The 13,306-nt window shown below is 69.9% G+C and carries 12 protein-coding genes; 7 read left to right on the forward strand and 5 right to left on the reverse strand.

The genetic code is table 11. The annotated features are described in order from the left end of the window. Positions 1-18: 18 nt before the first annotated feature. From U8D42_RS14420 to U8D42_RS14430, 3 genes are all read right to left on the reverse strand, one after another. Complete coding sequence (locus U8D42_RS14420) at positions 19-867, reverse strand: lysophospholipid acyltransferase family protein (RefSeq protein WP_322859913.1); 849 nt, start codon at positions 865-867, stop codon at positions 19-21. After that, on the reverse strand, positions 864-1,724 hold the full coding sequence (locus tag U8D42_RS14425; RefSeq protein ID WP_322859912.1) for a GNAT family N-acetyltransferase: 861 nt from the start codon (positions 1,722-1,724) through the stop codon (positions 864-866). Before U8D42_RS14425 ends, U8D42_RS14420 begins: the two co-directional genes overlap by 4 nt. Positions 1,725-1,848: 124 nt before the next feature. Continuing rightward, positions 1,849-3,492, reverse strand: a complete 1,644-nt coding sequence (locus U8D42_RS14430) for a GAF domain-containing sensor histidine kinase (RefSeq protein WP_322859911.1) — start codon at positions 3,490-3,492, stop codon at positions 1,849-1,851. 253 nt (positions 3,493-3,745) lie between these two features. Between U8D42_RS14430 and U8D42_RS14435 the strand changes: the two genes are divergently transcribed. From U8D42_RS14435 to U8D42_RS14445, 3 genes are all read left to right on the forward strand, one after another. After that, positions 3,746-4,069 (forward strand): hypothetical protein, encoded by a 324-nt coding sequence (locus tag U8D42_RS14435; RefSeq protein ID WP_322859910.1) that lies wholly within the window; start codon positions 3,746-3,748, stop codon positions 4,067-4,069. Between the two features lie 159 nt (positions 4,070-4,228). Next, positions 4,229-5,710 carry a cryptochrome/photolyase family protein gene (locus tag U8D42_RS14440; protein WP_322859909.1) on the forward strand — a complete coding sequence of 494 codons (1,482 nt, stop codon included), beginning with the start codon at positions 4,229-4,231 and terminating at the stop codon, positions 5,708-5,710. Positions 5,711-5,721: 11 nt separating this feature from the next. After that, positions 5,722-6,105: an SRPBCC family protein gene (locus tag U8D42_RS14445; RefSeq protein ID WP_085241186.1), complete on the forward strand. Its 384-nt coding sequence runs from the start codon at positions 5,722-5,724 to the stop codon at positions 6,103-6,105. Between the two features lie 155 nt (positions 6,106-6,260). On the opposite strand, the gene U8D42_RS14450 is transcribed toward U8D42_RS14445, so the two are convergent. Next, positions 6,261-7,217, reverse strand: coding sequence for an electron transfer flavoprotein subunit alpha/FixB family protein (locus U8D42_RS14450; RefSeq protein ID WP_322859908.1), 957 nt, complete (start codon positions 7,215-7,217; stop codon positions 6,261-6,263). A 39-nt stretch (positions 7,218-7,256) separates the two neighbouring features. Continuing rightward, complete coding sequence (locus U8D42_RS14455; protein WP_068057559.1) at positions 7,257-8,048, reverse strand: electron transfer flavoprotein subunit beta/FixA family protein; 792 nt, start codon at positions 8,046-8,048, stop codon at positions 7,257-7,259. A 227-nt stretch (positions 8,049-8,275) separates the two neighbouring features. On the opposite strand from U8D42_RS14455, the gene U8D42_RS14460 reads away from it, so the two are divergent. Genes U8D42_RS14460 through U8D42_RS14475 form a run of 4 tightly spaced genes read left to right on the forward strand, consistent with a single transcriptional unit; the run spans position 8,276 to position 13,281 of the window. Further along, complete coding sequence (locus U8D42_RS14460) at positions 8,276-9,082, forward strand: class I SAM-dependent methyltransferase (RefSeq protein WP_322859907.1); 807 nt, start codon at positions 8,276-8,278, stop codon at positions 9,080-9,082. A 26-nt stretch (positions 9,083-9,108) separates the two neighbouring features. Next, on the forward strand, positions 9,109-10,659 hold the full coding sequence (locus U8D42_RS14465; RefSeq protein WP_090423443.1) for a 1,4-alpha-glucan branching protein domain-containing protein: 1,551 nt from the start codon (positions 9,109-9,111) through the stop codon (positions 10,657-10,659). A 13-nt stretch (positions 10,660-10,672) separates the two neighbouring features. Further along, positions 10,673-11,917 (forward strand): glycosyltransferase family 4 protein, encoded by a 1,245-nt coding sequence (locus U8D42_RS14470; protein WP_322859906.1) that lies wholly within the window; start codon positions 10,673-10,675, stop codon positions 11,915-11,917. Between the two features lie 8 nt (positions 11,918-11,925). After that, on the forward strand, positions 11,926-13,281 hold the full coding sequence (locus U8D42_RS14475) for a TIGR01777 family oxidoreductase (RefSeq protein ID WP_085241072.1): 1,356 nt from the start codon (positions 11,926-11,928) through the stop codon (positions 13,279-13,281). Positions 13,282-13,306 lie beyond the last annotated feature (25 nt).

Consider the following 13,306-nt stretch of genomic DNA (forward strand, 5'->3'; position numbering starts at 1 on the left):
AGGTGGACGGCCTTCCGCCTACGAGGCCACCAGCAGGGGTCCGCGACCGGCGGGCCGGACGGCTGTGCCGCCCACCACCGACTGGCATCGGCTGGCCAGCGCTCGCCGATCCGTCCCTGGGAGCTGCAGAGATTCGACGTGCACCCGCGCCAGCGTGCGTCGCACGGTCAGCAGCCGGCGGATGGACCCGACCAGGGTCTCGTCACCGACGAAGGCCGGCACGGTCGAGACGCTCCCGTCGACGTGGTGGTAGGTCAGCCGAAGCGGCTGCACCGGCCGGCCGGCGTCGATCGCCGCCTGGAACATCGCGGGATAGAAGGCACCGCCGTCCCGACCGCACCAGGTGGTGCCCTCCGGGAAGCACACGACCGTCTGACCGCCGCTCAGCCGGCGGGCGACGGTGTCGACCACCGCGGGCAACAACCGCAGACTGGACCGCTCGATCGGGATGATCTTCAGGATGCGGGCCACGATCCCCGTGGCGGGCCCGGTGAACATGTCGGCCCGGGCGACGAACGACCCGGGCAGCACGGAGCCGATGGAGAAGACGTCCAGCCAGGACATGTGCGGGCTGACCACCAGCACCCCGCGCAGGTTGCGAATCGGACTGCCGGTGACCGTGATCCGGATGCCGAAGCAGCGCAACACCATCCGGCAGTAGATGCGCTGCACGCGCGTCCGGCCGGGCAGCGGCACCGCCAGCAGCACCACCCCCGGCGCCAGCAGCAGGGCCAGCATGACGCGAAGCGTGACCCGCAGCGCCGTCACAAGTCTCGATGACGCGGCCACGTCGCCGCAGCCCACGCAGCCCGCGTCACACGTCGCGCGCGGTAGCCAGGAGTGCCCGGCGCGAGCGGGGGCGCTCATCGGTCGCCGCCGGCCATCTGCGCGGCGGCCGATACGGACCGCAGGCGCTTCAGATATCGCGTATCGGCGCGGCCCTTGTCGAGCAGGACGCAGAAATCGCCAACTCCGAAATCGGGGTCGTGCGCGGGCTCGCCGCACACCTGGGCGCCCAGCCGCAGGTAACCGCGCATGAGCGCCGGGACCGACGGGCGCGCGGGCGCCGGGATGTCGTCGAGGGACTTGCCGTCCACCACCACCGGCCGGTGCGGGCGCACCCGGTACTGCGGCGGTGCGGCGTGACGGCCCAGGATGAAGTCGCGGACGCCGCGCAGCTGGCGGCCCGGAACCCGGTTTTCCGGGTCGTCGGAGTCCCCGCAGACCGGCACCGACACGCAACCTGTCACGTAGTCGTAGCCGTAGCGGTCCAGGTAGGCCAGGATGCCCGCCCACATGAGCAGCACGACGCCGCCGTTGCGGTGGCCCTCGCGCACCACCGCGCGCCCCATCTCCACCAGCGACGGCCTGAGCGGGTCGAAAGCGCGGATGTCGAACTCCGTCGCGGTGTAGAGCCCGCCTGCCGCGATCGCGCCCGCCGGCGCCAGCATCCGGTAGCAACCCACCAGTTCACCGGTGCTGTCGTCGCGGACCAGCAGGTGGTCGCAGTGCTCGTCGAACCTGTCGACGTCCCGTCGTTCGTCGTCGTTCGTGGGCAACGCGAAGCCGGGCGTGCTCGAAAAGACGTCGTACCGGAGCCGCTGCGCCGCCTCGATCATGCTGGCGTCGGTGGACAACAGGAGTGAGTAGTGCGGCCCGGCGGGCGACGCCGTCGTCGCCCCTTCCGGCTTGTCGCTGGGAATCAGGACAGAAGCAATGCTCATGTCAACCAACGTTGCGTAGCCGATGAGCGAGCCGGCATCGTGGCTGTGACGTGTCCGTGCACGTCAGGTGACGAAATGTGGTTGCGAGTGCCGGCCTGACCCGGGCTCCCCCTCAGAGCCCGGGTCAGGAATTCTGCAGCGGCGCGCTCCAGCGGACCCGGGTACCGCCGCCAAGCGGACTGGTGATCGCGCAGTCGCCGCCGAGGTCTTTGGCGCGGCGGACGATGTCGTCCAGACCGCCCGCACGTTGGCGGTCGGCGGGAATCCCGCACCCGTCGTCGGTGATCTCGAGGAGCAGCTCATCGGTGACGGTGACCTCGACGGCGATGGTCGCGGCGCGCGAGTGCCGCACCGCGTTGCTGAGCGCTTCGTTGACGACGGCCTCGGCGTGTTCGGCGAGTTCGTCGCCCACCGCGGTCATCGTCCCGGCCATGCGCAGCACCGTCGCCTGGTTGTCGTCGTCGGTGAGGCGCGCGATCGCGTCCTGGACACGCTCGGCGAAGGTGCGCCGCCGGGCTGGTGGCCGCTGCAGATCGAAGACGGTGCGCCGGATGTCGTTGATGACGTCCTGCAACTCGTTGACGGATTTGGTCAGCCGCGAAGCGAGTTGCGGTGAGCGAAGCCGGGCGACGACGCCTTGCAGGTCCATCCCGACGGCGAAGACGCGGCTGATCACTTGGTCGTGCAGATCGCGGGCGATGCGTTCCCGGTCGACCAGCACGTTCAACTCCCGTGCGTTCCGCCGTTCGGTGGCCAGCGTGAGGGCGATCGCCGCATGGTCGGCGAAGTCGCGAACGAGGTCCAGATGCGCTTCGTCGAAGGGCTCCGCGTCCGTGCTGCGGGCCACCACGATCACGCCCAGCGTCTGCTGGTCGGATCTGAGCGGCATCAGGATCGCGGGTCGCTCGCCCACGTCGGTGAACGCCGGGATGGGACGCCGGAATGTCTCGGTGAGCAGGGGCCGACCGGACCGAAACACTTCGCCGGTGGTGGACCCGTCGACCGGGATCTCTTGCCCCAGAACCTCATCGGCGTGCAGGCCGACCGCCGCGGACACGACCAGGCGTTCGTCATCGGGTTGGTCGGGGTCGATCGGAACGAGGACGATCGCCTGCTCGGCGTCCGTCAACTCGGCGGCGCGTTCGGCGATCAGATGCAGCGGCCGCAGGTCGGGGCAAGACTCGGAGAGCAGGGTGGTGCTGATCTCGCGGCTGGCGTCGGTCCACCGGGCGCCCGCGCGGACCCGGTCAAACAGGCGGGCGTTGTCGATGGCCACCGATGCCGCCGACGCGAGCGCCCGCACGGTGATTTCGTCGGCCTCGCGGAAGCAGCGCCCGGGCCGGTCGTCGGTGACGTACAGGCTGCCGAACACCGCGCCGCGGATGGTGATGGGCATTCCGAGGAAAGCCCGCATCGGCGGGTGGCGCTCCGGGAAACCCACGGCGGTCGGATGGTCGGACAGGTCGCCCAGGCGCAGCGGCTCGGTGCGGTCGCGCAGGGCGCCGAGCAGACCTTTGCCCACCGGCAGATGACCGACCCGCAGCACGGTCTCCGCGTCCATCCCGCTGTGCACGAAGGACGCCAGGGTTCCCTCCGGTCCCCATACCCCGATGGCGCCGTAGCGGGCACCGGTCATGCCTATCGCAGCGGCGACGATGCGGTGCAGTATCGCGTCGAGTTCGAGGTCGGAGCCGATCTCGATCGCCACTTGGAGCAGCTGCGCCATCTGCTGGCGTTCCGCGGCCAATTCGTCGAGCTGCTCGTGCATCCGGCTCAGAAAATCAAGCCGGCGGAGCCCAAAAGTCGATCCACACTCGTCTTCGCGCATCTCCCGACCTTCTCCAGAACTGATGCCCGGCGGCCAGGCAGTGAAGGCGAGAACCAACTGCGGGAATGTTTGCTGACGAGCGGAACTGTCGTTGGGGTCAAGCCTTGATCTGCCGGTAGAGGTCACCTTACCAGCGCGAAGTCGCCATAGCGGATTTGTTGCTGAGCGTCACGATTAGTCGTAACATTCCGTTATGGCCGCTTGCCGGCTGCAGTGCTGGGAATGCGGCACGGTCTTCCATGGCCGCGCCGACGCGCACTACTGCAGTGCGGCGTGTCGGCAGAAATCCCACCGCGCCCGCCTCCGGCGCCGCGCCGCCGACGAGGCGGTGCCGGCGCCCGTGCTCGGAGACGCCATCGCGCAGGCGCGCGAAACGCGTGAGTCGGCCCGCGTCGTCCGGCAACGCGCCCAGGATGCGCGCCGCGCGGCATCGGAAGCCCGTGCGGCACTGACATTTTCGAGCGGTGATCCAAATCCCGGCAACCGGCCCGCGCGCCGGGCGTCGATGCCCGATTGACACCTGCCCCACGATCGTTAAGTTGGTGATCAGATCGTTCGGCTACCGCGGCCACCCCGCGGCCCGTCCGGTACGCCGTTCCGACTTCGCGCCCGCGAGCTGTCCTCTGGTGGAAGACATTTCGGTTTTGATGAACGCACTCCGACTCCGGTGGCCGGCATGAGCACCGCGCTGCGCCGATGGTGTTTCGCCGACCAGTTGGGAACGCACTTCCTGGACCATCCGGACCAACCGGTCTTGCTGATCGAGTCCAGGGCGGTGTTCGAACGCCGGCGGTTCCACCGCCGCAAGGCCCACCTGGTCCTTTCCGCGCTGCGTCACCGCGCGGCCGAACTCGGCGACCAAGCCATCTTTCTTCCGACCCGGACCTATCGCGAGGCGTTGGACCGAGTGAAAGACCGCATCAGCGTGTGTCAGCCCACCTCGCGCGCTGCGGACAGATTCGTGCGGTCGATGCCAGACCTCGAAGTGTTGCCCGCGCGTGGATTCTGCACCGCGCGTACCGAATTCGAAGAGTGGTCCCGCCGGCAGCGGACCTTGCGGCTGGAGAACTTCTACCGTGACGCCCGTCGTCGGTTCGATGTGTTGATGGAGGGCGACCAACCCGCCGGGGGTCGGTGGAATTTCGACGCCGACAACCGGCAACCGGCACCCAAGAACGCCGACGCCCTCTCCGTGGCCCCGCCCTGGCAACCGGAAGAGGACGAGATCGACGAGCGGGTACGCGCGGACCTGGATCGTTGGGAACGAGACGGAAGCGTGGCGTTCGTCGGCCGCGACGGCCCGCGCGAATTTCCGGTCACCGCGACCGAAGCGCAGGCCGCGTTCCAGGTGTTCCTCCGAGATCGCCTGCCGTACTTCGGTCCTCACGAAGATGCCATGCTTTCCGGTGATCGCTACATGGCGCACAGCCTGCTGTCGGCACCCATGAACCTCGGCCTGCTGGACCCGTTGGCATGCGCCTACGCGGCCGAGGACGCCTACCGGGCCGGGCGTGCACCGCTCGCCAGCGTCGAGGGGTACATCCGCCAGCTCATCGGGTGGCGCGACTACATCTGGCACGTCTACTGGCATTTCGGCGAGGACTACCGCCGCCGCAACGCGCTCGACGCCCACGCCGGGTTGCCCGACTGGTTTACCGACCTGGATGCCGACGCGGTGCGGGCGCATTGCCTCAAAGACGTGCTGGCCCAGGTGCGCGACCACGGCTGGGTGCACCACATTCCGCGGTTGATGGTGTTGTCCAATTACGCGCTGCAGCGCGGATGGAACCCCACCGAGGTCGCCGACTGGTTCCACCGCTGCCTCGTCGACGGTTACGACTGGGTGATGGTGGCCAACGTCGTCGGCATGTCCCAGCATGCCGACGGCGGTTTGATGGCCACCAAGCCGTATGCCGCCGGCGGCTCCTACATCAATCGGATGAGTGACTACTGCGGCCACTGCCCCTACCGGCCCACCGTGCGGGTCGGCGAACGCGCCTGCCCGTATACGGGCGGCTACTGGTGGTTCCTGGACCGCAACAAGCGGCAACTCGCTGCCAACCGGCGGATGAGCCAACCGCTGGCGGGGTTGCGACGGCTCACGGATCTGGACGACGTGGTGGAGCAACAGCGGCGACTCGGTGGGGCGGCCCCGTGATCGGCGGCGGCATGATGCTCACCGTGGACCGCGTGGTCGCGGCACCTCCAGCGGCGGTCTGGGGCGTGCTGGTCGACCTGGATGCGTGGCCGAAGTGGGGCCCGACGATCCGGGGCGCCCGGCTCGACGAACCACATACCGAGTTGGCGTTGGGTGTGACCGGCACGGTCCAGACGTCGCTGCTGGTTCCGGTGCCGTTCGTCGTCACCGATTTCGAGCCGGGGCGTCATTGGGCCTGGACGGTGGCGGGCGTTCCCGCAACGCGTCATTGGGTGGAGCCGATGGACCACGGGGCGCGAGTCGGCATGGCCGTTCCGTGGTGGGCGGCGCCGTATCTGACGGTGTGTGCGATCGCGTTGCGGCGCATCGACGCGATGCTGACCGGGGCGCGGTAGTCGGCTTCAGAACCGCTCGGCGACTTTGAAATTCGATAGCGCCCGCGGTATCAAATTCCAGCGATGGTGCACCCTGCGCACTCAGACGCGACGCGACCCTCGAGACGCAAGTGCCCCCGGCACCGGGGTGCCGGGGGCCGCTGAGCCGAGGGAACTCAGCCCTTGCGTGCCTTGATGGCGTCGGTCAGCTGCGGGGCGACCTTGAACAGGTCGCCCACCACGCCGTAGTCGGCGATCTCGAAGATGGGCGCCTCTTCGTCCTTGTTCACCGCGACGATGGTCTTCGACGTCTGCATGCCGGCGCGGTGCTGGATGGCTCCGGAGATGCCGAGCGCGATGTAGAGCTGGGGCGACACCGTCTTGCCGGTCTGGCCGACCTGGAACTGGCCCGGGTAGTAGCCGGAGTCGACCGCGGCGCGCGACGCGCCGACGGCGGCGCCCAGCGAGTCGGCCAGCGCCTCGACCACGCTGAAGTTCTCCGCGCTGCCCACCCCGCGGCCACCGGACACCACGATCGATGCCTCGGTGAGCTCCGGGCGGTCACCGGCGACCGCCGGCTCGCGGGCGGTGATCTTGGTGGCGTTCTCGGCGGGCGCGGGCACCTCGACGGTGACCTGCTCGCCGGCACCGGCCTGCGGTTCGGCGTCGATGGCGCCACCGCGCACCGTGATGACCGGGGTGTCGCCGTTGGCCTGCGACTCGACGGTGAACGCGCCACCGAAGATGGAGTGCACCGCCTTGTTGCCCTCCTGGACACCGACCACGTCCACCAGCAGGCCGGATCCGATCCGGGCCGCGAGCCGGCCCGCGACCTCTTTGCCGTCGGCGTTGGCCGATAGCAGGACAGCGGCGGGCGCGTTCGACTCGGCGAGCGCGGCCAGCACGTCGACCACCGGGGTGACCAGGTAGTTCTCGGCGTCGTCGGACTCGGCGACGTAGATCTTGGCGGCGCCCGCCTCCTTCAACCCGTCGACCAGCGGCGCGGCGGTGCCGGGCTTGCCGACCACGACGGCGGCCGGCTCACCCAGCGCGCGGGCGGCGGTGATGAGTTCGGAGGTGACCTTCTTCAGGGCGCCTTCGGCGTGCTCAACGAGCACCAAAACTTCAGCCATGGTTTCTTCGCTCTTCTCGTCTATGGGATGGGTGCTCGGCTAGATGATCTTCTGGGCGACCAGGTACTGGGAGATCTGGTTGCCACCCTCGCCCTCGTCGGTGACCTTCTCACCCGCGGTCTTCGGCGGCTTCGGCGTCGACGACAGCACCTTCGACCCGGCGTTCTCGAGGCCGACCTCGTCGCTTTCGACCCCGATCTCGGCGAGGGTCAGCACCGTCACCTCTTTCTTCTTCGCGGCCATGATGCCCTTGAAGGAGGGGAAGCGCGGCTCGTTGATCTTCTCGGTCACGCTCACGACCGCGGGCAACGAGGCCTCGAGCGTGAACACGCCGTCGTCGGTCTCCCGCTCGCCGGTGACCTTGCCGCCCTCGATCGACAGCTTGCGCAGGTGGGTCAGCTGCGGAAGGCCAAGGTACTCGGCGATGATCGCCGGCACCGCGCCGCCGGAGCCGTCGGTGGACTCGTTACCGGCGATGACAAGCTCGGTGCCCTCGATGGTGCCCAGCGCGCGCGCCAGCGCCCAGGCCGTTTGCACCACGCAGGAACCGCGCATGCCGTCGTCTTTGAGGTGGACGGCCTTGTCGGCGCCCATCGACAGCGCCTTGCGGATCGCCTCGGTGGCACGTTCGGGGCCCGCGGTCAGCACGGTCACCGACCCCTCGCCGCCCTCGCGCTCACGAATCTGCAGGGCCTCTTCGACGGCGCGCTCGTTGATCTCGTCCAGTACCGCGTCGGCGGCCTCTCGGTCCAGCGTGTAGTCGCCGTCGTTCAGCTTGCGTTCCGACCAGGTGTCTGGGACCTGCTTGATCAGGACCACGATGTTCGTCATGAGTGTGGTTCGTCCTCCTCGAAGGAGTCTCGCAGCAGTCGACCACGAGACTTTCAGTACGCGTTTCGCAGGGCACGGTCGTGTTACTACCGGGTAACTTTGTGCGGCCTGCATTCACACCATAGCGGGTCGTACTGCAGGTTCTTGCGGCGTGTCTACCGTCGGCAAGCGGGGGCGCCTCGTCCCCGGTTCGCGAATCCGACACTTCGCGTTAGCCTGCCTATGCGATGAGCGCAACCGTCCCCGACGTACCCCGGCACAGCCTCGGCGATCCCACGCCGGCGGCTGACCCCGTCCTGACGTTGACCGGCGAGCGCACCATCCCGGACCTGGACGTCGAAAACTATTGGTTTCGCCGCCACCAGGTGGTTTACCGGCGACTGGCCGGGCTCTGCGCGGGCCGCGACGTGCTCGAGGCCGGCTGTGGCGAGGGGTACGGCGCCGACCTGATCGCCGGCGTCGCCCGTCGGGTGGTGGCCGTGGATTACGACGAGGCCGCCGTGGCCCACGTGCGCGCCCGCTACCCCCGCGTGGAGGTCATGCGGGCGAACCTGGCCGAGCTACCGCTGCCCGACGGGTCGGTGGATATTGTGGTCAATTTCCAAGTCATCGAGCATCTGTGGGATCAGGCACAATTCGTGGCCGAATGCGCCCGGGTGCTGCGCCGCGGCGGGCTGCTGATGGTGTCCACACCCAACCGGATCACGTTCTCCCCGGGCCGCGACACCCCGATCAACCCGTTCCACACCCGCGAACTCAACGCCGGCGAGCTGACCGGGTTGCTGATCGGCGCGGGCTTTCGCGACGTGTCGGTCTCCGGCTTGTTCCACGGTCCGCGGCTGCGGGAGATGGACGCCCGCCACGGCGGCTCCATCATCAACGCGCAGATCGAGCTCGCGATGGCCGGCGCGGCCTGGCCGCCTGAGCTGGCCGCCGACGTGGCCGCGGTGACCACCGACGACTTCGACGTCGTCGAGGACGGCCGTGACATCGACGACAGCCTCGATCTGATCGCAATCGCGGTAGCGCCGTGAACGATTCGCATGACCGGGTGCCCGGCATGTTCACCCTGGTCCTGCACACCCACCTGCCGTGGCTGGCCCACCATGGCCGGTGGCCGGTCGGCGAGGAGTGGCTCTATCAGTCGTGGGCGGCGGCCTACCTGCCGCTGATGCGGGTGCTGACCGCGCTCGCCGACGAGGACCGTCGCGGGCTGGTGACCCTCGGGGTCACTCCGGTGGTCAACGCGCAACTGGACGACCCGTACTGCCTCGACGGCATGCACCACTGGCTGGCCAACTGGCGGCTGCGGGCGGCCGAGGCCGCCAGCGTGCGGTCCGCAGCCCGGTCGAAGTCGGCCGGTTTCCAGTCATGCACACCGGAAGCGTTGCGGGCCTTGGGGATTCGGGAATGTGCCGAAGCGGATCGGGCGCTCGAGGAGTTCGCCACCCAATGGCGGCACGGCGGGAGTCCGCTGTTGCGCGGCCTGATCGACGCCGGCACGGTGGAGTTGCTCGGCGGCCCGCTGGCCCACCCGTTCCAGCCGCTGCTCGCGCCGCGGCTCCGCGAGTTCGCGCTCAGCGAGGGGCTGGCCGATCCCCAGCAGCGGATGGCGCATCGCCCGAGCGGCATCTGGGCGCCCGAATGTGCGTACGCCCCGGGCCTGGAGGACGGTTACGCGGCGGCGGGTGTCACCCATTTCATGGTCGACGGGCCGTCGCTGCACGGCGACACCGCGCTGGGCCGTCCCGTCGGCGACACCGACGTGGTCGCGTTCGGGCGCGACCTGCAGGTGAGCTACCGGGTCTGGTCGCCGAAGTCCGGCTACCCGGGGCACGCCGCCTACCGCGACTTCCACACCTACGACCACCTCACCGGGCTGAAGCCGGCGCGGGTGACCGGCCGCAACGTGCCGTCCGAGGGGAAGGCACCCTACGATCCCGAGCGCGCCGACCATGCGGTCGACGTTCATGTCGCCGATTTCGTCGACGTGGTCCGCAACCGGCTGGCGAGCGAATCGGAACGGATCGGGCGGCCCGCCCACGTGGTGGCCGCCTTCGACACCGAGCTGTTCGGCCATTGGTGGTACGAGGGCCCGACGTGGCTGGCGCGGGTGCTGCGCGCCCTGCCCGCCGCCGGCGTGCGGGTGGGCACGCTGAGCGACGCCATCGCCGACGGATACGTCGGGCGCGCAGTGGCTTTGCCGCCCAGTTCGTGGGGGTCCGGCAAGGACTGGCAGGTGTGGGCCGGTGACAAGGTGGCCGATCTCGTCCAGCTCAACGCCGAAGTGGTCGACACGGCGCTGAGCACCGTGGACAAGGCGTTGTCGCAGCGGGCCTCGCTGGACGGGCCGCTCCCCCGCGACCACGTGGCCGACCAGATCCTGCGCGAGACGCTGCTCACGGTCTCCAGCGACTGGCCGTTCATGGTCAGCAAGGACTCGGCCGCCGACTACGCGCGCTACCGCGCGCATCTGCACGCCCACGCCACCCGCGAGATCGCCGGGGCGCTGGCGTCCGGGCGGCGGGACACCGCCGGCCGGCTGGCCGAGGGTTGGAACCGCGCCGACGGCCTGTTCGGCGCGCTCGACGCGCGCAGGCTGCCCCGATGAGGTGGTTGGCCGCGTGAAGATCCTGATGGTGTCGTGGGAGTACCCGCCGGTGGTGATCGGCGGCCTCGGCCGGCACGTGCACCACCTGTCCACCGCGCTGGCCTCGGCCGGCCACGAGGTCGTCGTGCTGTCCCGTCGCCCCTCGGGCACCGACCCCAGCACCCACCCGTCGTCCGACGAGGTGGTCGACGGTGTGCGCGTGATCGCGGCCGCACAGGACCCGCACGAATTCTGCTTCGGCGCCGACATGATGGCGTGGACGCTGGCCATGGGCCATTCCATGGTCCGCGCCGGGCTGTCGCTGAAGAAGCGGGGCAGCCACCGGCCGTGGCGCCCCGACGTGGTGCACGCGCACGACTGGCTGGTCGCCCATCCCGCGATCGCCCTCGCCCAGTTCTACGACGTGCCAATGGTTTCCACCATTCACGCCACCGAGGCCGGGCGGCACTCCGGCTGGGTGTCCGGTTCCATCAGCCGGCAGGTGCACGCCGTCGAGTCGTGGTTGGTGCGCGAATCCGACTCGCTGATCACGTGTTCGGCGTCGATGGCCGACGAGATCACCGAACTGTTCGGCCCCGGGCTGGCCGCAATCACGGTCATCCGCAACGGTATCGACGCCGCGCGCTGGCCGTTCGCCGAGCGCCGGCCGCGCACCGGTCCCGCCGAACTGCTCTACCTCGGGCGCCTCGAGTACGAGAAGGGCGTGCACGACGTCATCGCCGCCCTGCCGCGGATCAGGCGTACCCATCCCGGGACCACACTGACCATCGCCGGGGAGGGCACCCAGCAGGAGTGGCTCATCGAGCAGGCCCGAAAGCATCGGGTGCTCAAGGCAATCCGGTTCGCCGGCCATCTCGACCATGCCGAGCTACTCCCGGTGCTGCACCGGGTCGATGCCGCCGTCCTCCCCAGCCACTACGAGCCGTTCGGGATCGTCGCGCTGGAGGCCGCCGCGGCGGGCACCCCGCTGGTGACGTCGAACATCGGCGGCCTGGGCGAGGCTGTCATCAACGGCCGGACCGGGGTGTCGTGTGCGCCCCGCGACGTCGCCGGACTGGCCGCTGCCGTACGGGTGGTGCTCGACGATCCGGAAGCCGCCCAGCGGCGCGCCCGCGCCGCCCGCGACCGACTCACCTCGGCTTTCGACTGGAAGACCGTGGCCGAGGAAACCGCGCAGGTGTATCTGGCGGCCAAGCGGGGCGAGCGCCAGCCCCATCCGCGCATGCCCATCGTTGAGCACGCCTTGCCCGACCGCTAACCTGCAGTATGGGGTTGGAATATTCGAGCGTGGTCGACGCGCCGATCGCTGAGGTCTTTGCCTGGCACGCCAGACCGGGCGCTTTCACCCGGCTCTCGCCGCCGTGGCAGCCCATGCGGCTGGTCACGGAGGCCACCTCGCTCAAGGACGGTCGGGCGACGTTGGCGCTTCCGGGCGGCCTGCGCTGGGTCGCCGTGCACCAGGCCGACGGATACGACCCGCCGCGGCGCTTCGTCGACGCGATCGGTGGTGACGGGCTGGCAGCGCTGCCGGCGCGAACCGCGGTGCGCTGGCGGCACACCCACGATTTCGAAGACGTCGGCGACGGCCGCACCAGGGTCATCGACCGGGTCGACACGCCGGTGCCCGGCTCGTTACTGCGCCCCATGTTCACCTACCGGCACCGTCAGCTGGCCGATGATCTGGCCGCGCACCGGCTGGCCGCCGAGAACGGCCTGTCGCCGCTGACGATCGCGGTCACCGGGGCGTCGGGGTTGGTGGGTTCGGCGTTGTCGGCGTTCCTGAGCACCGGCGGCCATCGCGTCATCCGGTTGGTCCGCGGCCCCGCCCGCGGCGGCGGCGAGCGGGAGTGGAATCCCGACCGGCCAGACCCCGGCCTGTTCGAGGGGGTAGACGCGGTCATCCACCTGGCCGGCGCCTCGATCGCCGGCCGGTTCACCGAGAAGCATCGAAACGCCATCCGCGACAGCAGGATTGGCCCAACCCGCCGACTCGCCGAGGCGCTGGCCCGCACCCCGCGGCGGCCGGCCGTGCTGGTCACCGCATCGGCGATCGGCTACTACGGATACGACCGGGGCGACGACATCCTCACCGAGGACAGCGGCCGCGGTGACGGCTTTCTCGCCGATGTCGTGGCCGACTGGGAGGCGGCGACCGCGCCCGCGCAACAGGCCGGAGTGCGGGTGGTGCCGGTGCGCACCGGCATCGTGCAGTCGCCGCTCGGCGGCACGCTGAAGCTGATGCGCCCGTTGTTCGGCGCCGGGCTGGGCGGCCGGCTGGGCGACGGCCGGCAATGGCTCTCGTGGATCGGGATCGATGACCTCGTCGACGTGTATCACCGCGCGCTGTGGGACAACGCCCTGTCCGGGCCGGTGAACGCCGTTGCGCCGCACCCGGTTCGCAACAGCGAATACACCGCCACCCTGGCCCGCGTCATGCACCGGCCCGCGGTGTTGCCGGTGCCCTCGCTCGGGCCCCGGGTGCTGCTCGGCGAGCAGGGCGCCCGCGAGCTCGCGTGCGCCAGCCAACGGGTGGCTCCGCAGAAGCTCACCGCGGCCGGACACCGGTTCCGCCACCCCGACCTCGAGCAGGCGCTGCGGCACCTGCTCGGGCGCGAGGGCTGATCGGAACATCTCGGGCAATCGCGCC

The sequence above is a fragment of the Mycobacterium europaeum genome (genome assembly GCF_034555895.2).
Classification (GTDB): Bacteria; Actinomycetota; Actinomycetes; order Mycobacteriales; family Mycobacteriaceae; genus Mycobacterium; species Mycobacterium europaeum.